Genomic DNA, 22904 nt, shown 5'->3' with positions numbered 1-22904 from the left:
GCAGAAACCTGACCCTCTTATTCTTTTCGGAAATAAGGAACAAATTTTTACTTCAGCAGCGTCATTTTTTTGGTGAGGATTTTGTCCTCAAAGGCCAGCCGATAGAAGTAAATGCCCGAGGCCGCCGTTCCGGAGCTCCAATCGATTTCATGATGTCCCGCCGGTTTGGTTTCATCTATCAGAGTCTTAATCTCCTGACCCAGGATATTATATATCTTGAGAGAAACATGGGCCTGTTCCGGCAAAGAATAAGAAATTGTGGTCGACGGATTGAATGGATTGGGGTAATTTTGTTTCAATTCCAGTACCGTCGGAATTCCGGCGAAACCCTCATCGGCGTCAAGAGGCGAAAAAATTGCAAGCGAACCCTCGTCAAAATCAGGGAAATATGTATTCAGGCCGGTAGAATCAGCTAATTCCAGTCGCGTCCAGAGTTCCAATTCCCCAAAATATTCAACGCTGTTAATCGAATCAATACTCACAATTTGTTCCAATGAACTGGCTGAAACTGAAAAATGTATATTGGCCAGGAGTCCATCGGAGGCGGTTATTAAAGGAATACCGCTTTGGGGCACGTAGGTAAATCTCACGGTTTGATTGCAATTATCAATATGAGCCAGGGCGGCCATATTGGGCTGAACCAACGAGCCGACAAACGAAATTGAATCCACATATACATCAGGACTCGAATATTTGAGCGGAACCGTCATAGAAGCTATATCTATATTATTATCGCTCAAATATACCGGAACAACTACCTCTTCTCCGGGATAGGCGTTAATCGACTCGACCGTAACCGTTCCGGCCTGCGATTCGGCACAAAACAACCCAAATAGGAAAAATAATGCCAGAAGGGTGAAATGCTTTGCCAGTTGTAACATGCGGGACTTTCCTTTCTATGTCTAATATATATTACAAATTACAGAGCTAAAAGTTTGCCTTTCTTTGAGTTTTAGCAAAATCCGTATTCCATTCTGCAAACCCTATGCCATAAATTCATTGCAAAACATAATAAATTCATCTATAATACTGGATTCGGGAGGACTGTAAGTAAAAACACTTCCACAAAACATATCAAATTTTTATTCTTCAAGGAGGATTTTATGCAATCCAAAATTACGAAGGTTTTAATCTGTTTGCTGAGCGCCAGCCTTTTTATATTTGGTGCCTGCAGTGAAGATGATACTACAGGGGGCCCCACGCCGCCAACCGTTGAAACCGATATGGATTCGATCATAGTTGCTTTTGGAGCCATGATGCAGGCCATGTTCGATTCTATGGAGTATGCGGAAAATCCGCAACTGGACAATTTCGACTTTTCACAAATGCATCAGATTTTTGTCAATTATGAAAATCTCAATCCCGGCAATCCTCAGGCCAGTTTCGGCGCGGCCATAACATCAATGTTATCGATCACCCAGAGTCAGGATTTAAATGATCTAATCGATACGATATTGGTCATGGATGAGTCCGGCATGTTTTTTAAAAGGCATATTCCTCTTCCCGACAAAGTCTCCGGTACCGGCGCGATGATCGGATTTCCGACTGATTTTGAGTCTTCGGGGGTTGAAAAGAATTTCCTCGCTCAGACAAATCTGGCTCTGGCCTCATTGGCGATTTCAAATCCGCCCAAGTTTTCTGAAATTCAGGCTATCATTCGCAACGATCTAATGCCGGCCATCACAAGCGCGACAACTTATATGGACCACGTTCTGGACGTTCCCAATTATGTTTTCTGGGTTACTCCCGAAATGATCGGCGAAACTTCTGATTCGATAGAAGTTGACCGAGCCGATTTCCTGACTTTTGCCGCCGGATTGCGGGTCGTTAAGAGCTTTTTCCACATGGCGATTGCCTATGATATTGACTTGCCCAGCTATGACGGCGCCGGACTGGCATATATGCTTGACCAAAGCAACAACTGGATGTCTTTGGCTGATGATGGCGAGACTCAGATGTCTTCAGCCAAAACCGGTTTTCTTGAAGCCATCACTTTTGTGGATAACGCCTTGACTGCCCTGGCCGCTGAATTAATATCCGATCCCGATCAATCAAATGAATTAATCGTTACCGACTGGACAGCCTATGACTTTATCGAAGCACATGTTATCATTGATTCGGTCCAGTTTTATATGAGCGGGACACAATGGGTCGTCGCCGATTTTGATAACGATGGTTTTGCTGACTCTTTGCAGGTAGATGCCGCAAATTTGTTTGACAATCCCATCGACGGCATCTTTTCCCTCCTGCCACCGTACAGCACCGAAATATCATCATTTATCGATACCACATGGATTTCCTATGATTACAATATCTTCTATGTCGACACATGTGATATGGTTACGATTACATGGGATGCCAACTCATATGAAGAATGGATCTTCCCCAATCCTTCGATAAATGGAATCTTTCCCGGCATTACAACCGACGCTGATCTGAAAGAATTTATCGAAGTAACCGCTCTTGATTGGGAAAAAACCATCAGTTTTGATTTGTGCATTTTTGAATAAGGCAGTTTGTGATTAAATGAGACTACGATCTCTCATAATAATATTCGGTCTGCTTCTGGCTCTGACGCCAGGTTCTGACGCGGCAGCCGAATCGGTCGAACTAATTGATAATGGAAGGAGCCTGACAAGTTCCTTCCGCCATTATATGTTTATCAATCATGATGAACATCACAGCCGGTTCGTTACATCCCGGGTGGGCGGCATCCTCGAATCTACTCCTTACAAAGGAGCCCGTATTGGCTGGTTAATCTCGGATAATAGACTGAATTTAAGAGATAATGGTCTCAATAAAACCAATATAAATATCACGCATCATGATAAATCGGGCTCAGTGTATATCGATATGCCCTTGTTTTCGGTCCTGGAACTAAGAACCCGGGCAACCGTATCCCGCAGTATTTCTCGAACTCAATTTATATTTGGAACGAAACTCTCATATACGCCGGTCGAAGCGCTCCTTTTAACTGTAGATATAGGAAAAAATTCAAAATCGCTGTTCTTAGACAGCTCCTATGACACCGAATTAATATCAATCCCATTTTCAGTCGATTGGTATCATTACGGGCTTTCGGTTAGAATAAAGCTCCACGAAAATCTAACTCTTTTCAGTGTCGTTAATGATATCGATCTTATGGAAGATATAATCCCAAATGACGAACCTTATAGCTCAAATATATCCGGTTCAGGAAATTACCGTTACTTCGGGATAATGTTTGAAAAAACAAACAGGGGCTATGTCAAATTCAGTGTCAGTCAAGTTAACGGTGGCGGGAAGATAAATCTTCATTATGACAATGTCCGGTTTGGTCAACTGTCAAAAATAATCGGAAATCTGAGCGAATGGCAATGTGATGTATCTTACAATCCGGTTTTGAGAAATTGGAAATTGTCTTTTGAGCGAATGCACTTTGCCGGAGATCTTTCCGGAAATGTTCAAAGCTGGCCTTTTGGGGATCAATTAACCGATCTATTGGGATTACGCCGTAATTTTACCGCCCAAGCTGATATAGTTTTGTGGAAGTTGACCGTCGACAATGATTTCAAGATTGGACGCAATGGCTTTTTCCGTCCTGCGTTAAATCTATTTCGGGCTTATCCTGATATGAGATTCAGTCATTGGCAGCCGGCATTTCTTGTATTCGGAGTCGCCGATTTGCAAAAATATGTCAGTAATTTGAAACGAGTTGATTTCGGCAGATTATTTATCTCCGCCGGAAAAAAATGGAATCGTTTTGTCTTAAGTTGCGATATTTCGCAGTTCTTCCCTATAAAAATCACTAAGTTTGAATCCGATGATAACGGTACTTCTTCCGCCCCGACTGAACCGGCAGAAGCATCAAATGGATCAAAGAAAAATCCGCTGAAATTAAACAGCGGGCGAAATATCCAGGTGCGTCTCCAATATCTTTTTTAATCTAAAGATTTATTCCCAGTGCGTCTTTACGTGTTTAAATTGTGTCTTGTGACGCCTCCAGACCATGAATACGGTTTCGCTTTCCTTGTTGGCTTCAATCTCCTTCATAATCGTCTCAAAATCTTTAACCGATTTTACTTCCTGATCATTAATCTTCATAATAATATGGCCGCCCCCAACTCCACCGACGTAGGCCCAACCTCCGGATTCAGATTTTTCTACAACAATCCCCTGAATTTCACCTTCATCCAAGTCGCGGTTATTAAAATCGGCGAAAACCAAATCCCGAACGGTTAGGTCATAATTTTTATCTTCGTAGCGCGGAGCGTCATTAGGAGAAATCGGACGCTGCGTTAATACAATCGTTACATGCCCGGTGTCGATCTTATCACCGCCCGGGCGAATATATTTCAAATTAATAGTGCCCCCGGCTCCGGCATCGGATATTTTTTTCTGAAAGACCGATAGACCGGCTTGTTCAGTAACTTCGATCGGTTTGCCATCAAATTCAACGATAAAATCTCCGGTTCTTATTCCAGCTTTTTCCGCGGGAGTATTTTTCAAAATATCGGTTACGATTATGCCACCCGAAACTTCGAAACCGAGCATACTTGCCACATCCGGATCAAGAGCCTGCATAGATACTCCCAGCCATCCCCGCTTGAATTCGTCCGGAGCGGGAGGATGCGCCAGGAGATTCTTGAATTTTTCCAGCGGCATAATCCCTACGGGCGGGCCAAAAACTGTTCCATAATCGAAAGGCGAGCTCGACGCCTGACCGGCCAGTGAGACTACTCCCGCCAGTTTTCCGTTACGCATTATAACCGGGGACATTATAAAATCCTGATTTATTTCACCGGTCAAATAAAACTCTTCGGGTTTTGACAGGACGTTAGTTATTACACTTTTCGCCACCTGGAACCGAGGCTCATAATTCTTCGGCAATAGCCAAAAGATATAAATACTGGTACCTAACTTCAAATCGGTATCCACAAACTCGGCCGGGATCACTTTACCGACATCGAATTCTTTCAGCCGCCCGAATGCGATTGAGGTGTAATCATCCACACCGATATAATCGAGCTCATAGGTATCGCCTTTATAATCCTTGATTTTCAAGGAGGTCGGCTTATCCACCCGGGGAGCCCCAAACATACTCGCTCCGAAGCCTGCACCATGACCGAACGGACTTCCATCAAAGATGATCAAATTCTCTCCGACTGCCAAACCAAGTACGCGACCTTCCATCCGTTCGCTCTGGCCCATGAAATTCATTTCTGCGACATATTCAACAACTACCAATGATTTGTTTATTTTATCATATACCTGTTTAATATCCGTTATAGACTCAGAGTCATTCGCGAAAACCAAACAGCCGGATAAAATTAAAATGCAGCTTAGCGCAATCGTAAATAATTTATTAATCATTTTCCACCTCGATTCCATCCAGTTTTAGCAAAACATAACGGGTTTCATCGCGTCTATTGATGGTCAATAAAATCTTTTCCTCACCGTTTAGGAATTCATATTGGTCTTTCAGGTTATTCAAATCCACCACTTTATCTTTATTGATTTTCTTGATCACGTCACCCCGGCGCAACCCGCCGTTAAAAGCCGGACCGGGTGCGGCCGCCTGTGTTATGTACACTCCAATTGTATCAGTCAGGCGATCATCTATTGCCATTTGCCTCGTTATCGATTTGGCCGTAAATCCCCAGCGGTCAAAATCAAAATCATCGCCCTGCAAAGCGCCCAATAATCGCGGAGTTATCTTGAGTCTTTTGTTATTTCCGTTGGACAGGATTACGACTTCCGTCTCTTCGCCCGGATTTGCCATCGATATTCGCTTGTAAAACGACGGCAGCTCTTCTTCAAATCGGGCCGAAACCTCATGCCCGTCAAAGCTAAGAATTATCTGGCCCGCTTCAATCCCCGCTTGCTCGGCAGGCGATCCGGGGTCAACCGAAGCAATGAGAACGCCCTTATTGGTTTCAGTGCCAAAGAAGTTTTCCAATTCCTGTAGAGGCTGCGCATGAACCCCAATCCAACTACGGTCAACGTTTCCTTTTTCGATTAGAATCGTTGACACCTCTTTAACGATATTTATTGGTATTGAAAATCCGATATTTTCGGCATAAAAAACGCCTCGGGTATTTATTCCCACGACTTCCCCGCGGAGATTTACCAGTGGTCCACCAGAATTTCCGGGATTGATGGCCGCATCGGTCTGAAGCCAGGTATTAAAGCGGCCCGTCTGCTCCCCGGAAGGCAGCCTGATTTCCCCCGAAAAGAAACGATTGAGAGTGGATATAACGCCGATTGAAACCGACCGGGATAACGCCAGCGGCGAGCCCATAGCCAGAACTGTCTGCCCCACCTGCAAATCATCGGAATTGCCCATCGTGGCCGGTTCAATCCTGCCCTTATAATCGGATAGATCGAGCTTTATAACCGCCAAATCAGTCGCCGGATCGCCGCCGATTAATTCCGCCGGAATCTGCTCTCTATCATGCAGAGTACATATAATTCTCTCGGCCCGACCGGCCACATGGTAATTAGTGACGGCATAGCCATTCCTTGAAATTATAACCCCGGAACCGACCGTTGAATGCTTTTTCTCCCGGCCGGATACATAATCATAAACTACCGGTTGAATATGAATCAAAGCCGGTAAAACTTTATCACGAGCGTCGTATATATCTTTTTGATAGCCTGATTGAGCGAAAATCGCGGATGACAACATTATCACCGCGGATGAAATTATGCATAGTTTTCTCATCAACTCTCCTTCGGTTCAATTAGCAAAAGAATACTTCTTTATTGCCCATCCAACAATAAAAAAAGTCGTTATTGCTTATAATTGAAAGACGGATAAAATGTTCCATTGTCCAAACATCTAATTCAAAAAACTATTGCCCTGACAGGTAATTTATATATATTGGAAGGTTCAAAATGCCGAAGTGGTGGAATTGGTAGACACGCTGTGTTCAGGGCGCAGTGTCCTTACGGGCGTGGGGGTTCGAGTCCCCCCTTCGGCATAAAGATTACATCTATCCCATTTTCCCCCGAGTTATCCCGATTTTTTTTGGCGAATGACTAAGATCGTGGACAATATTTTGGACACTTTTTAGGCAACATGAAGTTAAGGTAAGATATTATTAGGAGATCCTTGTCAACGTGAATTCGATTTAGTAATGTCCCAATTTGAGAAAACAGATATTATGTAATACTGGGCAGTCTTACTACTTTTTTATAGAAGTCCTTGCGAGTTCCTATGAATAGAAAAACTATTTCATTCTGTCTATCTTTTCTAATATATGCCAAACGACAATCTTGGGTTGGCTTGAATTTTCGTATGTTTCCATGCTTTCTTTTTAGCTTTTTATCTTGGAATTTTTCGTCTTTAAAATCGGCTGGGGGATTCAGCGGGTCTTTCATAAAGGTTTTAATTGACAGGGTTATTTTCTCTTCGATTTCAGGAGTACTTTTGATTAGTTTTTTATAGGCAGAATCAAACTTGGGTGTTTTCCTTAATGTAAAAAACCTATTTGGGGCCAACTGTCTATTCTCTGCATTTTAATGATTCTAAAAAACCCTCTACGGTATCATAGGTTGGGCATTGACTTAGATCATCAAGCTGATCGACGGCTTCATTAATATTCCTGATAGCCGACTTTTTTAAAATTACTTGACTTGAAGTATCCTGGTCAAAAACAAGAGAGGCGAATGGATTTTCACCAAAAGAAAACAATATGGCCACGGATGCAGTATCTAAGTCTAAATCAGGAGAAAATGTTAGGTTATTCATCATCCTTAACCTCTTTATTTTTCTTTTTTGAAGGTTTCTCGATATTAATTAGACCGCTTTCTTCCATTTCATCAAATTGGTTTATCAAAATATCTTTTAGACTGTAGGCCACATCCAAAGGTATTAATATTTCCTTAAAAATAATAAACTCATTGGATTCGGGATGGCTCTTACCAAACGATAAAAGCGATCCTCGCGCCCCCGACCTAACCCTAACATAGTCAAAAAACGCGAAATCTTTTGCGTGTTCGTCGATATATCTATAATTAGGAGCCTTCTTTGACTGCTTAGGGTTACTATTTTTCTTCGTAGTAGACTTCATTATTTAATCCTTTTTAATTCATCTCTTTTCTACTACAATATCGTCAATCATTGCTTGTTGCTTTAGATAAGTATTTCTACCCACATTGCTCACGTTTATTATACGCCCAAAATGCCAATTTGGCAATAAAATTATCGGCTGGCAACCAAAATTTTAAGTATATATCCAGGCAGAATTTTGGAGGTTTTGCACTGTTATTTAATGCAAAAGTGGGTTATTTTAAGCCAAATGCATAATATCTCGTTGTATTTCAAGCGGTTGCAATGTATTGAGACAGCGGAAATTTCAGAACCAGTATGCCATTATGGCGTTCTACATTGCAAACAAAATTCATGTGAATAGGAATCAGCTGTAATCATTCATACGTAAATCTCCAAATTCTTATTTGATTATTCTATATAATATGCAGAATTCATAATTAAAGGCACACTGGTAGAAAAATCGTTTATATTTATTCACTTCTAACCACTTTTGCCACTTCTTCTTTTCCCCATAAAAAAAAACCCGCCCAACGAGGCGGGTTTTTTGGCAATTGAATTATTATCTCTTTGCGTCAATCTTGTATCTCTTAATCTTATCGAACAAAGTTGTGTAGTCAATTTGTAGAATTTTGGCACAACGGCGTTTATTTCCTCGAACCTGATTCAATACTCTGAGAATTGCGGCTCGCTCCGCCTGTCCTTGGGCATGAGCCCCGATTTCCTTGAGTCCGGCGCCTTCACGAAGCTGTATTTCGTTGTTGCTTTTTAATCTAATAGCCATATGTTCCGGCTTGATTTTTTTGCCGTCACAGAGAATTATTGCCCGCTCTATAGTATTTTCCAACTCTCGGACATTACCCGGCCAATGATATTTTTCCATCAAGGTCAGAGCGTCTTTTGATAATGATTTGGATTTCTTGTTCATCTCCCGACAATAACGAGCAATAAAGTGATTGGCCAAAGATTCCAAATCATTTATCCTCACCCGCAATGGCGGAATTACTACCGGAAACACCGATAATCGATAATACAAATCCTCCCTGAATTTCTTCTGAGTTATTAAATCTTTCAGATCTGCATTCGAGGCCGCTATAACGCGCGTATCTATTTTTGTCGAACGAGTTCCTCCCAGCCGTTCGACCGTTCTTTCCTGCAGGACCCGAAGCAGTTTAGCCTGAAGCCCAATATCCATGTCGCCGATTTCGTCCAAAAATATCGTACCGCCGTCGGCAATCTCAAATTTCCCAATCTTGCGTGCCACCGATCCGGTAAAAGCCCCTCGTTCTGAACCAAACAATTCGTTTTCCAAAAGCTCGCGGGGAATGGCAGCGCAGTTAATTGCTATAAACGGCCCCTTCTTGCGAGGCGATAAATTATGAATCGCACGGGAGAACAGTTCCTTACCAGTGCCCGACTCACCCTGAAGCAAAACCGATGTGTCCGATACTGCAACCTTTTGGATAAGTTTGAGAACCTCGATCATTTTTTCGTTTGAGCCTATTATTTCACCCATCCCGAGACGATTGCCAAGCTCCTCTCGGAGGATTTCATTCTCGGCAATTACTCGTTGAGATTTCAGCGCCCGTTCAACCAGAAGCAACATATGCTCCGTATCGAACGGTTTAGTTAGAAAATCCTCAGCCCCTTTTTTCATAGCGTCCACGGCGGTTTCTATGGTGCCATAAGCGGTCATTACGATTACAGCCGTCTCATCATTGATTTCTTTGACGTTGGAGAGGACCTCCAAGCCATCAACGTCGGGCATCTTCAAATCGGTAATGACAAGATCAAATTGCTTATCCCGTGCCAAATTCAGACCTTCCGAGCCATTGGCCGCCATAGAAACATTATACCCTTCCTCGCTTAGAGTCTGGGCCACCATTTTGCGCATAGAATCCTTATCATCAATTACAAGTATTGAGGACATTTTTACTCCAGTGATAATGGTCTTTGAATATACGTTTCTACTGTAATTATCGGCTTTTCCCCATACTCCTGCATCATCTTAACTGTTCGAAATTAGCACAATTTTATGTTTGGCAAAAGGTTACAAATCACAAAGAGATTACCTGCCACATCATCTCCCATATCTACGAATACTTTTCTAAGTTAAATTTGATATATTTTACTAATAACCTTATTTTTAGCTTGTATTGCACTTTACGAATTACTATACTTGACGACGTTAAGTTACTTGGGAACAAACGGGCCATTATACGGCCCAAGGGAAGCCGCATATCGAGTGTTAGTGCTCACGCATACTTACTGATACTTGCTGAGTAATATCTTCAGCATGATGACATAATCGCTTGCCGAAAAAGGCTAAATGGATCCGGCCTAAGAGGTGAATAACGCCAGGGATAGGATACGTGAGGACATTTTGTAGATTTCTTATTTTGGCAGGGATTGGCCTGGGACTGACGGGTGTAAGCGCGAATACGGTCGATGAAGAAAACATCGCCCGGAGCGTTTCTATTCGACTTACCTGGACCGCTCCCAGGGATATCGGACCGGAATCAAAGGCGGCCGCCTATGATCTGCGGTTTTCAACAGATTCAATCACGGAAGAAAGATGGTATCGAGCCGCGCAGGTTTCCGGAGAACCCTTCCCCGAAATCAAAGGTGTTGTGCAGAGTTGTTATGTTTTTGGTTTGGTCGAAAATACCAAATACTATTTCGCCATTAAATCCGTAGATCGGGCCGGTAACTGGTCAAAAATCTCAAATGTTGTCTCACGGACAGCTCAAAGATATGCTCGGGGAGACATCAATGATAATGGTATCGCTTATGAGGCCGCCGACGCCATAATGCTTACCAATTTTTTCATTATTGGTCTCAGGGCTCTTGGAGACAAATACCTGGATGATTTTGTTTATGATATTAACGCCGATGGTACGCCCCTGAGGCTTGCCGACCTGATTTATATGATTCGTATTATCAGCGGCGACGCCAAGCCATTACCGTAATCATATTATCTTGTAGCGACAACTCCGGAGTTGTCGCCACAACGAAACAATACTATTTGATAGCCACCTTTATCGGCCTGAAGAACGGCTTCCTTGTCGTCTTCTATTTAATATTTTTATGAATCCAATCCGATATTATATTAAGCGCGATCGGTGAAAACGTCTCCTCAATCTCACTGTATTCCGATACCGCCCCGGTCTTACAGGTTTGGAACAAGTGATTCAAATCAGGTAATTCTTCTATGCGATAATTGGAATTACCGCCCTCTTTAAGAGCTTTCTCAATTGCAGACAAATTATCCCTGGCGTAAACCTGCACATCCTTTTCGCCATTGATGGCAAGAACCGGGCATTTTGTTTTCTGCAAAGCCGGACGCGGATCATAAGCCACGAAATATCGCATCCACGGCAATAAAGCCTGCTCAAAACTTTGCTGCATCTGAAAAATCATGGTCGAATCAAGGTCTTGAGAAATTTCCGGAGGTAATGCTTCTTCCCATGATTTGAATATCTGCTTCATTTCGATAACGGCTTCTTCATTTGAAATATCTTTGACGATCACACCGAGAATTTTCTTCTGCAGATCGCCATAGAGTGCAACTTCCTCTTCGCTTTTTCCGTCCAGTTTCATAATATCTATTGCCTGTCGTGTCAAAATCTCATGTCCCGGCACTCCCGGTCCGGCTAAAAGTACTATGAAGGCAATATCATCAGATTCTGAAGCTATCATTGGCGCGATCATCCCGCCTTCGCTATGCCCGATGAGCCCGATTTTATTTTTATCGACATCATCACGCGACTTGAGATACTCCACGCCCGCTTTCACATCTCCGGCAAAATCTTTTGAAGTAGCAGTCATTACTTCGCCGGTTGATTTTCCGGCTCCACGGTCATCGACGCGCAAAACGGCAATTCCGTTTCTCGTTAGATGATCGGCCAAAACCCAAAACGGCCGATGGCCAAATACCATCTCATCACGATCCTGCATGCCCGATCCGGTTATCAGAAGGACTGTCGGGAATGGCCCGCCGGTTTTCGGTTTGGATAACGTCCCCGCCAAAGATGAACCGCCTATTTCATTGAGATAGCTTATTTCTTCTTCGAGATATGGATACGGCGGTTTCGGCTCCTGCGGACGGCTAATAGTAACTTTCTCACCCCGTTCGAGATTGAGTTCCATGCTCATGCCGCCCTGCACCCAGGTTCCCGTCAGGCTGTTTTTATCATCACTCAGCTTTCCGGTATAGACTCCCATAATCTGAGTATTGGTAATCCTTATGTTCCCTTCCTCATAAACGCAGGAATCCATCGGGATTCCATAAGCCCCCTGGTCAGGGCTGTCCATCGTAGCCGTCAGCGTTCCGGACGTATCGCATATATGGAATGTTAGTCGCAGCGTTACCTCTTGAACCGACAGCTTCCCGTTCCATGTGCCGATTATATTCTGATTAGACTGCGCTACGGCAATATTGCCGCATAATAAAACAATTAGAAAAAACGCAAAACACTTTTTCATTTTGTACCCCCAAACAAGATTTGATATTTGCATTCTATAATATCTATATGCTTAAGGGGAGGATTTTATTCGATTTTTGGGAAAAATTAATAAAACAGTAGGTCGGGAGCCCTGCGCTCCCGACAATCCCGCGCAGCGGGATAAAAGAATTATCCGGCGGCATCACAGGGATGCCGCCCTACTTTCTTGAAACTTCCAAATTGTTTTTGGTACACGACACCAATGTAATTGCTAGAAAGCATAGCGCAAAATATTTTGACATGATCCCCTCCTATAGACAATGGTAAATCTATATATAAGACGAATCAATAATTGTATTTATCCAAATACTCCTTCTTAAACTTCCCAAACCTGTCTTCTCTAATCGCCGCTCTGATATCGCGGAGGAGCTCGATAAAGAAATTGACGCTGTGATACGATGCCAGCCGATGCGCTGTTATCTCGGAAACCGAATACAGATGTCTCAAATATGCCCGGCTATACCGCTGACACACATAACAATTGCAGTCGGCATCAAGAGGCTTATCGTCGTCGGTTGCCGATGCGTTGCGAAAATTATACGGGCCGCTTTTGGTAAACACCAATCCGGTACGGGCGTTGCGAGTCGGCAAAACGCAGTCAAACATATCGATACCCCGCTCGACGGCATTCAATATATCTTCCGGATACCCGACACCCATCAAATAACGTTGCTTTTCTTTTGGCAGAAGCGGCACCGTTACATCAAGCATCTCAATCATTTCTTCTTTCGGCTCGCCGACCGAGAGGCCACCGATAGAATATCCCGGAAAATCCAAGCTCAGAAGTTCATCGACCGACTGCTTTCTCAAATCCTCATAAACCGAACCCTGAACGATGCCGTGAAGTAACTGCGGAGGATACTCACCGGTCTCCTCCAGTTTCTCAAACGCCGCTATCCCCCGTTTGGCCCAGTCGGTGGTCCGTTTGAGTCCGGCCTGTGCCTGTTCGCGCGTCGCCGGATACGGCGTACATTCGTCGAACGACATGATAATATCCGCCCCCAGCTTTCTTTGAATGTCGATTACTTTTTCCGGCGTAAAATCATGATATGAGCCATCGAAATGCGATTGAAACCGCACCCCGTCATCCGATATTTTTATCCGGTCACGATGAGAAAAAACCTGATACCCGCCCGAGTCGGACAAAATCGCCTTAGGCCAGGCCGTCAGGCCATGAACCCGCCCCATCTTTTCGACAACATCGACACCGGGCCGTAAATAGAGATGATAAGTATTGACCAGGAAAATCTGCGCCCCCATCTGTTCGAGGTCTTCGCACGCCAGCGTCTTGACCGCTCCCTGGGTCCCGACCGGCATAAAAACGGGCGTATCAATAACAGCATGAGGTGTTGTCAACCGCCCCAACCGCGCATCACCGTCAGTGTGTATTACTTCAAACTCAAATCCTTCAGGATATTTCATGTTATCTTTCTAATTATCAATCGGTAGGTCGGGTTCCGAGCGAAGTGAGAAACCCGACAATTATTCCAATTCAGCAAGCTGTGGGGCTGTTGTCCGCGCCGCTATAACTCAAGCATCATTACTTTTTGGTCGTCTTGCCATTCTCCGGTTTCGACAAATCCCAACTTGGCATAGAACTGAGATGGATCGCCATCCCCAGACGCATAAGTAAGGCCAAATCGCGTCGCGTTGGGAAGGATTCGGACATGCTCAATGATAATTTTCATCGCTTGGTATCCAAATCCCTTCTTTTGGAATTTTTCGTCAATCATAAATCGCCAGAGCCAGTACTCCGCTTTTTCTGTATCGAGCCATAACATCACAAATCCAATCGGCGCTTCACCGTCATAGATAGCGCGAAACCAAGCGTTTTTATCAAAATACGCCTGGGCTATAGACACTGCATTTGGCTTTACAAAACTCTTCTGATTTTCGGCAACCTTGAGATCAATAATCGACCTAAGGGATTCCGCAGTAATCTCTCGGAGTGTTATCATAATTTTGTTTTCTTCTTTCTCATAGCAAGCTGTGGGGCACAGGTCATTCCAACCCTCTACTTTATCACCTGCAAAGCCTCTTCTATCGTGGCGACCGGGATGATTTCGAGTTTATTTTTTCCTGACAAACCATTCGCGTTGGCTTTGGGGATCATCGCTTTGGTCATTCCCAATCGGGCCGCTTCGGATAATCGCCGGTCGATGTGCCCGACACCGCGAACATCGCCGGACAATCCCGTTTCACCTATTACAATCATATTGGCGTCAACGGCGATATTCAGCCGCGATGACGCCGCCGCCAATAGAAACGCCAAATCGAGAGCGGTATCGTCAATCCGAAACCCTCCGGCAATATTGACAAATATATCGTTGCCCCCCAAATTAACTCCTCCTCTTTTTTCCAATACGGCGCTGATTATTGCCAAACGTTTATTATCAATGCCGGATGCTACTCGCTGTGGAATGCCGTAGTGCGACGTCGCTACCAGCGCTTCGACTTCAACGAGAAACGACCGACTGCCTTCCACTGCTGACGATAATATCCGACCGGGAGTGATGCTGTCATGCGAAGATGATAAAAATACCGCCGAAGGATTTGACACTTCGGCCAGTCCGTTTCCGGTCATTTCAAAAACGCCAATCTCGCCCGCCGGACCGAACCGATTTTTCTGCGAGCGCAAAATCCGGTACATATGATTGCGGTCGCCCTCAAAATACAAAACGGCGTCAACCATATGCTCCATCACCTTCGGCCCCGCGACGGCGCCGTCTTTGGTGATATGTCCGACGAGAAATAATATCTTGCCTGTTTGCTTGGCCAGTTCGATCAGCCGCGATGATGATTCCCGCACCTGCCCGACCGTTCCGGGAGGCGAATCAAACGCCGCCGACGCCACCGTTTGAATCGAATCGATGATTATAACGCCGTAATCCCCGCGGCATAATTCAAGGATACTTTCCAGTTCGGTGAGATTGGCAACCGAGATAGACTTACCCGTGATGCCAAACCGCCCGGCCCGTTCTTTTATCTGATGCGTCGATTCTTCGCCCGAGATGTACAGGACGTTATGTCCATTTTGGGAATACTCTTCGGCGACTTGAAGGAGAAGTGATGATTTGCCGATCCCCGGTTCGCCGCCAACCAACATTGCCGACCCAGGAACCGCTCCGCCGCCGAGAACCCGGTCAAATTCATTTATCCGGCATAGAAGACGCGACCGATCTTCGATTTTAATATCAGGCATCGCGACCGCTTCATTTTTGCTCAGTGATTTTATTTGAGTCTGTTTCTGCGGAGATACGATTGTCTCTTCATGCAGAGTATTCCATTCGCCACACTCGCGGCATTGCCCCTGCCAGCGGTGGTGCATCATCCCGCATGAAGTACAAAAATACGCTGTCTTTTTTTTCGGAGCCGCCTTCATTTATGTCGCCTTTCTCCTCCACAAAGTAAGTTGTGGATTACTCTATCCAAGCTATCTGAGCTTAAAGCCGTACTTTAAGTGAATGGCCGAGTTCGCTCTTTTTTCTCGGTATAGTTTTCAGGATAATTAAGACAAAACCTAAATATTTACCCGCATCCGCTGAAATTGTTTCGGCGTCACTGGGGAATCCGGAAAAACCTCCTCCGTCTTTTATCTCCTCCCATTCCAGCCACAGCTTCCAGCCATCCGGAATGATTTCGGCGACTTCAATATCGACAATTCCCGGGTACGAGAAATGGTCTATCCACCAATCGAGAGTGTGAAGGGTTCGGCATTCTTTTTGATCCCAAAAAATTCCGCCTGATTCTTGTTTGTGGATTAGATGGCCCGGAGGTTTGTCAAACTCTTTCATCGTTGCCGGCATGACCAGTCCCAATTGTCCTCCGTCTTTAAGAAATCTGGTGATATATCCCAGGTACAAATCATCGGTACCAAAATACTGGTAAGAATCAACACTAATGATTGATTCAAAATATCTTGCGGCATAGGGGAGGTTGTGGGCTTCGGCCTGAATCGGAAATACACCGTCCTCCATCCCAGCTTCTGAAACTACAGACCAGATATCATCGACATTAATCCACAAATCAGTCGCGCAAACATTGACCTGGTAAGTTTTGGCCAAAAATATACTGGTCATCCCCCGTCCGCATCCGAGATCTAAAAGGCGCATATCTTTTTTCAAATTCATTCGTTCAGCGAGAATTTCAGTCAGCCATATAGCGTTTGGCCCCATTTCATTGGCCAGCATCCATTCTATATCGAATTGACTACTCTTCGGGCAGAGTTTTTTATGTAAGAGGTCTTTGTTTTTATTTTTATTCAATATTTACCTTCCGTTTTCCCACAGCAAGCTGTGAGCCACCCTGTCTAATTGATTTTAATTCCATAATGAGATTGTAATTTTATCAAATCTCCCTCTATGGGATAATTCCAAGTCTTACAGACTGACTGAATCAAATAATTTATTATCGCCTCTTTTTTATCTATTGATGTACTTATTGGAATTTTCGCATTTGCACCATATAAAATAAATTGAGTGCCCACGGTTATTCTATCAATTTTATTATATTGTATCTGCAAAATTTTAATGTTTCTATATTCAATATAATTATCTGTTACGATTATTCGTGTTCTGATTAAAGATAGAATTAAATAGACACTTAGTATTAAGGCAAAGAGGCATAATAGAAGACCAATATAATTATTGGATATAATGTGTGCCTTTAAATATAAAGTTATATACAACCATGCTATCACAATTCCCATAAGCATGTATAATTTACTAAACAAATTAAGTCGTCCAACTATCATCGTTTTATGCATTTATCTTTTCATCCCTTGTAGGTCGAAACCCCTGCGGTTTCGACAATATTATATTTTCCTAATCTCACTGCACCTGTATCGGGCCGGTTGAGGAGCCGGATATAAATTGTTTAACGGTTTCATTATCGGTTTGCCTGATTTCATCCGGAGTGCCATCCCAGACAATATTGCCGTCGTGGAGCATAATAATTCTATGCGCGATTTTGTAGGCCGAAGCCATATCATGCGTCACTGCTATCGAGGTCACTCCCAATTTTTTATTCACATCGACGATCAGTTCGTTAATCATATCAGCCGTTATCGGATCAAGCCCGGTCGTCGGTTCGTCATAAAGTAAAATATCCGGCTCGGTAGCGATGGCGCGTGCCAATGCGACCCGCTTTTTCATCCCGCCCGAAATTTCAGACGGCATTTTCTCTTCGCTACCGGACAGCCCGACAAGTTTGAGTTTCTCGGCGACGATTGGCCGGATATCGTTCCATTTCATTTTAGCGCTTTCCCGCAAACTGAATCCAACATTTTCACCAACCGTCATCGAATCAAACAAGGCTCCAAATTGAAAAAGAACGCCAACTCTCCGGCGGTATTTCATCAACTGCTTTTGAGTAAGATCGAAAATATGCTGTCCGTCAACAATCACATTTCCATTGTCGGGCCGAAGTAGTGCGACAATATGCTTGAGAAGGACTGATTTCCCGCATCCCGACTGGCCGATAACGACAACCGACTCGCCTTGATTGATGTTTAGATCAATCCCGGAAAGAACCCGCAGTTCGCCAAAACTCTTATGTAAATTTTCGATTCGAATCATAATTGAAACAAAAGCGTTGCCATAACATAGTCCGCGACCAAAACCAAAACCGCCGCCGACACAACCGCTTGTGTGGTCGAAATCCCGACTCCCTGCGCGCCTCCCGTCGTGTTGAATCCGTGATAGCAGCCCATAATGGAAATAATGGCGCCAAATCCCGCGGCCTTAATCAAGCCGGAAGTAAAATCACTCAAGACAAAAAACTGCTCGAATCCGTTTATGAAAGTTTCCGTTGGCATCCCGACCAGGTTGACTGCCACGATCATGGCTCCCATCATGGCGATAAAATCGGCTAAGATCGTCAGAACCGGAAGCATAATTAAACCGGCCAGAAAGCGCGGCATGACGAGATAGCGCACCGGATCGACCGCCATCGATTCCATCGCGTCAATTTGTTCGGTAACTTTCATGGAACCAAGTTCGGCGGCGATGCCCGCCCCGACTCGTCCCGCTATCACCAGCGCCGTTAGTACCGGAGCCAGCTCGATCAGCACCGCCTTACCGACGGCGCCCCCGAGATACCTGATAGGGACATAATCTTTAAACTGATAAGCCGCCTGCCAGGCTGAAACGCCTCCGGTAAATATCGAAGTGATTGCTATCAACCAGATCGACTTGACGCCGATGTAATACATCTGATTGAGGATGAGACCTATTGATGAAAATAGAAATCTGATAGATGCGATCGTCCGGCTGAACAATATAAATAACCGCCCGACGCCTTTGATAAGCGTGGACGGTCGGATATCAATTATTTGCTGCGTTTCTTCCATAAAACCTAAAACGGAGTATCTCCCGATTCAACCGGCGGCCCGGGAGCTTCCCGGTAGCCTATGGCGAGGTTTTCAAAACGTGCGAATTCTTTAAGGAATGAAACATTAATTTTCCCGGTCGGGCCGTTACGCTGCTTGGCGACGATCAGTTCAGCTTTATTTTCGGCCTGCAGACGTTTCGGATCATCCTCAGGTAATTCCTTGGCCAGGTAATAATCTTCGCGATACACAAATATAACCAAATCAGCATCCTGCTCAATTGCGCCTGATTCACGCAAATCGGATAATTGCGGGCGCTTGTTGGGCCGCATCTCAACCCCGCGCGACAGCTGACTGACGGCAATAACCGGAACGTTGAGTTCACGGGCCAAACTTTTCAAGCTTCTGGTTATCATTGAGATTTCTTGTACCCTGTTTTCGGCGTAACGGCTCCCAGTCATTAATTGAAGGTAGTCTATAATTATCAAACCCAATTCATTCTTTGAAGCAAGTCTTCTTGCTTTGGCTCTCATCTGTAAAACGGTCATCGAGGGAGAATCATCTATAAACAAATCAACTTCGTAAAATGGGCCGGCGGCAACTGCCAAATGATGCAATTCATCCCCTGAGACCATTCCCCGCCTTAGCCTATGCGATGATATTTTCCCCCGGCCACAGATTAAGCGAAGCGCCAGTTGTTCCTTTGACATTTCCAGAGAGAAAAATGCAGCGGCCTTTTTCGTTTCCAGACAATAATTTTCAATAATATTTAAAGCCAGCGCCGACTTACCCATTGATGGACGCCCCGCGATTACTATTAAATCACCGGCATGTAATCCGGCAGTCATGTTGTCTAATTCGACGAAGCCTGTGGGCGCCCCCAGCAATCCACCTTTTGTTTCTTTGTATTCTTCAATTTCCAAAAACGTATGTGGAACTAATTCTCTAATATTAGCGAAATCGGTACGGAGACGCCCCTCCGATATATCGAATATTTTCTGCTCGGCCTCATCGAGAAGTTCATCAGCGTTCTTTTCCTGACGATAACAAAGGTCTATTATTTCCGCCGAAGAGTATATCATATCACGGAGTGTCGCGGCTTCCAAAACGTTTTCGGCGTAATAAACGACGTTGGCCGAAGTCGCCACGCCGCTGGCCAGCTCGGTTAGATATTTGCGCCCGCCGCAATCTTCGAGCATCCCGTTTTTTTCAAGATGATTTGAAACGGTTACAATATCTGCCGGCTGTGATTTTTCAAACAGATCTAAGATGGCATCAAAAATCTTACGATGACCGGGCGAGTAAAATCTTCGGCTCGACTGCAATACCTCAATCGCCTGACCGATCGCGCTCTCGCTGGTCAGCATCGATCCCAGAACCGCTTGTTCGGCGTCCAGTGAATGCGGTGGTTGCCGGTCAATTTTAGTTCTATTGGTCGTCATTGTTTATCCGTTCATATTCTTTCATCAATACCTGCATATCTTCCCAGGTATCCCGTTTATATTTAGCAAATCTCAGTAATGCCGCCGGGTGATAAGTTGCCAGAAAAGGAATCCCTTCAAACCGATGCCATTTGCGCCGAAGGCTCCCCAGAGGCGCTGTCGTATCCAATAACCCCTGAACGGCAATGCGCCCCAACGCGCAAATGAACTGCGGTTTTATCAGCCGAATCTGCTCTTTCAGATACGGCATGCACAAATTCATTTCATCCGGTTGCGGATCGCGATTATTAGGCGGACGGCACTTCAGTATATTGGCAATATAAACATCCTCGCGAGCAAATCCAATGGCCGCGATAATTTTATCGAGCAATTTTCCGGCCCGACCGACAAACGGCTCGCCCTGCATATCCTCATCGCGCCCGGGCGCTTCGCCGATAAACATTATTTTCGCCCGGGGATTTCCAACCCCATAAACAAATTTGGTACGGGTCTGCCCCAGAGGACATTTGCTGCAGTCACATATCGCCTCGCGATGCGATTCCAAATCCGAATATTTCGGCGCAGATACATCTTCCGATTGGGTCAGTAAATCTGTAGTAGTTTCCATAGGTGGTATCTTACCGTAATCAGGAATCGGTTTGGACGCGGTTTCATTTACGGGTAAATTTTCTTTTGAATCATTTTTCGGAATTGATGATGAGGTCTTAACCATTGTTTCTCCCGGTTGTGCGTTTTCGATACTACTCAAATGCGTGAGCGTGGATTTTTCGAGGATTAATTCCCGATGACCAAATTCAGCCTGGCACGATAATGCTCGTGACGCCAGTTCATAGAGTTCTTTTAATTCATCATTCATGCGGCAGGATTATTTCCCATAAATTGCGCGCTATAATATTTTTATCATCTTTTTGAAGTTCGCAAGTTTGCCCCGATTTTGAAATCACGGTAACGCGATTGGTGTCGCTATCAAACCCGGCCCCATCTTCGGTCGCTTTATTGACGACAATAAAATCGAGCTTTTTATCTTCCAATTTCTTTTGCGCGTTGTCAATCTCGTTTTCGGTCTCGAGCGCAAACCCGACGACAACCTGATTATCACGGCGTTTTGAAATCAGAGACTTCAATATATCAATTGTAGGCGATAATTCAACCAACATTCCCTTGTCGCATTTCTTTATTTTCTGATCAAAACTAATAGTCGGCTTGTAATCGGCGGGTGCGGCCGCCATGATAAGATAATCCGCATCATCAAAAGATACATTTACGGCCGTTGCCATTTCCTCGGTCGTTTCAACCGATATTTTACTTACTCCGTCCGGGGTATTCAATACCACCGGTCCCGATATTAATTTAACATTACCGCCCAATTTAACCGCTTCGGAGGCAATCGCATAACCCATCTTCCCCGATGAGCGATTGGAAATAAACCGAACCGGATCAATCGCTTCCCGACACGGCCCGGCCGTAACGACTACATTTTTCGCCGCCAACGGTCCGGTTCTTTTCAGAATTTGTGAAATGCGCTCAAGAATCGCCTCAGGTTCAGCCATCCTGCCGGGACCATAGGTCTTGCAGGCCATCTCACCGACGCCAACATCCATGATTAAAAGACCGCGGCGATGCAGCTCGCCCAGGTTTTTCTGAACCGCCTGATTGGAAAACATCCCCTCATTCATTGCCGGAGCCAGAAGTATCGGGCGTTTGGTAGCACAGCAGACGGCCGAAAGTAGACTTGAGCAAAAACCATGAGTTATTTGCGCGATAAAATCCGCCGTTGCCGGAGCGACGACAATTAAATCAGGCCAATCGGCCAGAGTGATATGATGCGTTCCAACAAAACGATCTTCGGGGAACATCTTGACGGATACCGGCCGTCCGGTGAGTGATTCAAAAGTCAGGGGCGTAACAAATTTCGTACCGGCTTCGGTCATTATCGTCTGCACTTCGCATCCGGCTTTGATCAGCAGTCGCGTGAGATACGCAGATTTATAAGCGGCAATACCGCCCGTGACGCCAAGAACTATTTTTCTATTGATTAATTCCATCGAGACCGACCAGACTAATTGATCGGTTCGCTTTCGGGATCACCAGCCCAGATTGCAAAAGGCATTTCCGAGGAACCGGTTTCAAACATGGCCGCCGACGCGAAAAACTTTATATCCTCGATACCGATCGGATCTGAGGCAAACAGCGCACAGCGATCGAGAATTAATTCAAGTTGTTCGGCGGATAAAAGTCGAAGCTGGCGAAGCTGCAATAGATACCCGTATGCTTCCGGTATAATAATTTTTCGCTCGGCTTCGGAAAGAATCCGTACCGAGCAGACATCAATCTCATTATGCGGCATCGAAAAACTCTCCGGATAATCCTCAAAATGTTTCAAAAGCCAGCTATAGGCCGACGAAATTTCCTTATCGGTAAACCCCATAGAACGTAAATCGGCCGACATCTCATCTATATTATTAATTGTCCCCTGGTGATCAGACAGTTGATTCATCAGGTAAACAACGATTTCAAGTATCTTATCCTGCAAGTTCGCCTTTCAAATTGTCACTAAGAAATTTACATCTTAGTAAACAGTTATGCAAGAGGATTTG

Annotated in this window: 20 protein-coding genes and 1 tRNA gene; 4 read left to right on the top strand and 17 right to left on the bottom strand. The window is 44.7% G+C overall.

The window, feature by feature from the left end; translation table 11 throughout:
* Window positions 1–47 precede the first annotated feature (47 nt).
* A complete protein-coding gene (locus V3V99_01595) occupies window positions 48–881 on the bottom strand; it encodes a T9SS type A sorting domain-containing protein (protein ID MEE9441344.1) in 834 nt (277 codons plus the stop codon).
* 222 nt (window positions 882–1103) lie between these two features.
* Between V3V99_01595 and V3V99_01590 the strand changes: the two genes are divergently transcribed.
* Together V3V99_01590 and V3V99_01585 are read left to right on the top strand one after the other, a co-directional pair.
* Window positions 1104–2510: a hypothetical protein gene (locus V3V99_01590; GenBank protein MEE9441343.1), complete on the top strand. Its 1407-nt coding sequence runs from the start codon at window positions 1104–1106 to the stop codon at window positions 2508–2510.
* Between the two features lie 16 nt (window positions 2511–2526).
* On the top strand, window positions 2527–3924 hold the full coding sequence (locus V3V99_01585; protein ID MEE9441342.1) for a hypothetical protein: 1398 nt from the start codon (window positions 2527–2529) through the stop codon (window positions 3922–3924).
* 9 nt (window positions 3925–3933) lie between these two features.
* Here the strand turns inward: V3V99_01585 and V3V99_01580 are convergent, their stop codons facing one another.
* Together V3V99_01580 and V3V99_01575 are read right to left on the bottom strand one after the other, a co-directional pair.
* Window positions 3934–5352 carry a PDZ domain-containing protein gene (locus tag V3V99_01580; protein MEE9441341.1) on the bottom strand — a complete coding sequence of 473 codons (1419 nt, stop codon included), beginning with the start codon at window positions 5350–5352 and terminating at the stop codon, window positions 3934–3936.
* The gene (locus V3V99_01575) at window positions 5345–6703 is read right to left on the bottom strand and encodes a trypsin-like peptidase domain-containing protein (GenBank protein ID MEE9441340.1); all 1359 of its coding nucleotides are present in this window, start codon (window positions 6701–6703) and stop codon (window positions 5345–5347) included. Before V3V99_01575 ends, V3V99_01580 begins: the two co-directional genes overlap by 8 nt.
* A gap of 175 nt (window positions 6704–6878) precedes the next feature.
* Here V3V99_01575 and V3V99_01570 point away from each other — a divergent pair.
* Window positions 6879–6962: transfer RNA gene (locus V3V99_01570), tRNA-Leu, on the top strand.
* A 524-nt stretch (window positions 6963–7486) separates the two neighbouring features.
* Here V3V99_01570 and V3V99_01565 read toward each other — a convergent pair.
* The 3 genes from V3V99_01565 to V3V99_01555 form a co-directional block, all read right to left on the bottom strand.
* A complete protein-coding gene (locus V3V99_01565; protein ID MEE9441339.1) occupies window positions 7487–7735 on the bottom strand; it encodes a hypothetical protein in 249 nt (82 codons plus the stop codon).
* Window positions 7725–8054, bottom strand: coding sequence for a hypothetical protein (locus tag V3V99_01560; protein ID MEE9441338.1), 330 nt, complete (start codon window positions 8052–8054; stop codon window positions 7725–7727). Before V3V99_01560 ends, V3V99_01565 begins: the two co-directional genes overlap by 11 nt.
* 540 nt (window positions 8055–8594) lie before the next feature.
* A complete protein-coding gene (locus V3V99_01555; GenBank protein ID MEE9441337.1) occupies window positions 8595–9962 on the bottom strand; it encodes a sigma-54 dependent transcriptional regulator in 1368 nt (455 codons plus the stop codon).
* 442 nt (window positions 9963–10404) lie between these two features.
* On the opposite strand from V3V99_01555, the gene V3V99_01550 reads away from it, so the two are divergent.
* Window positions 10405–11001, top strand: coding sequence for a fibronectin type III domain-containing protein (locus V3V99_01550; protein ID MEE9441336.1), 597 nt, complete (start codon window positions 10405–10407; stop codon window positions 10999–11001).
* Between the two features lie 103 nt (window positions 11002–11104).
* Here the strand turns inward: V3V99_01550 and V3V99_01545 are convergent, their stop codons facing one another.
* The 11 genes from V3V99_01545 to V3V99_01495 all read right to left on the bottom strand — a co-directional run bounded on the left by V3V99_01545 (window position 11105) and on the right by V3V99_01495 (window position 22840).
* A complete protein-coding gene (locus V3V99_01545) occupies window positions 11105–12517 on the bottom strand; it encodes an alpha/beta hydrolase (GenBank protein ID MEE9441335.1) in 1413 nt (470 codons plus the stop codon).
* Window positions 12518–12822: 305 nt separating this feature from the next.
* The gene (gene tgt, locus V3V99_01540) at window positions 12823–13959 is read right to left on the bottom strand and encodes a tRNA guanosine(34) transglycosylase Tgt (GenBank protein ID MEE9441334.1); all 1137 of its coding nucleotides are present in this window, start codon (window positions 13957–13959) and stop codon (window positions 12823–12825) included.
* Window positions 13960–14060: 101 nt separating this feature from the next.
* Window positions 14061–14495: a GNAT family N-acetyltransferase gene (locus tag V3V99_01535; protein MEE9441333.1), complete on the bottom strand. Its 435-nt coding sequence runs from the start codon at window positions 14493–14495 to the stop codon at window positions 14061–14063.
* Window positions 14496–14551: 56 nt separating this feature from the next.
* Window positions 14552–15919 (bottom strand): DNA repair protein RadA, encoded by a 1368-nt coding sequence (gene radA, locus V3V99_01530; protein ID MEE9441332.1) that lies wholly within the window; start codon window positions 15917–15919, stop codon window positions 14552–14554.
* 61 nt (window positions 15920–15980) lie between these two features.
* Window positions 15981–16802, bottom strand: a complete 822-nt coding sequence (locus tag V3V99_01525; protein MEE9441331.1) for a methyltransferase domain-containing protein — start codon at window positions 16800–16802, stop codon at window positions 15981–15983.
* Between the two features lie 564 nt (window positions 16803–17366).
* A complete protein-coding gene (locus V3V99_01520) occupies window positions 17367–18113 on the bottom strand; it encodes an ABC transporter ATP-binding protein (GenBank protein ID MEE9441330.1) in 747 nt (248 codons plus the stop codon).
* Window positions 18110–18886, bottom strand: coding sequence for an ABC transporter permease (locus tag V3V99_01515; protein MEE9441329.1), 777 nt, complete (start codon window positions 18884–18886; stop codon window positions 18110–18112). Before V3V99_01515 ends, V3V99_01520 begins: the two co-directional genes overlap by 4 nt.
* Window positions 18887–18891: 5 nt before the next feature.
* A complete protein-coding gene (dnaB, locus tag V3V99_01510) occupies window positions 18892–20307 on the bottom strand; it encodes a replicative DNA helicase (GenBank protein MEE9441328.1) in 1416 nt (471 codons plus the stop codon).
* Window positions 20294–21163: a uracil-DNA glycosylase gene (locus V3V99_01505; GenBank protein MEE9441327.1), complete on the bottom strand. Its 870-nt coding sequence runs from the start codon at window positions 21161–21163 to the stop codon at window positions 20294–20296. Before V3V99_01505 ends, dnaB begins: the two co-directional genes overlap by 14 nt.
* Window positions 21156–22352 carry a bifunctional phosphopantothenoylcysteine decarboxylase/phosphopantothenate--cysteine ligase CoaBC gene (coaBC, locus tag V3V99_01500; protein ID MEE9441326.1) on the bottom strand — a complete coding sequence of 399 codons (1197 nt, stop codon included), beginning with the start codon at window positions 22350–22352 and terminating at the stop codon, window positions 21156–21158. The genes V3V99_01505 and coaBC overlap by 8 nt, the downstream gene beginning before the upstream one ends.
* Before the next feature lie 14 nt (window positions 22353–22366).
* Entirely contained in the window at window positions 22367–22840 is a 474-nt protein-coding gene (locus V3V99_01495; GenBank protein ID MEE9441325.1) for a DUF494 family protein, read from the bottom strand.
* Between the last annotated feature and the right edge of the window lie 64 nt (window positions 22841–22904).

The organism is Candidatus Zixiibacteriota bacterium (assembly GCA_036480375.1).
Classification (GTDB): Bacteria; Zixibacteria; MSB-5A5; order GN15; family JAAZOE01; genus JAZGGI01.
Note: the sequence above shows the minus strand (reverse complement) of the source record. Positions and strands in the feature narration are given on the sequence as shown.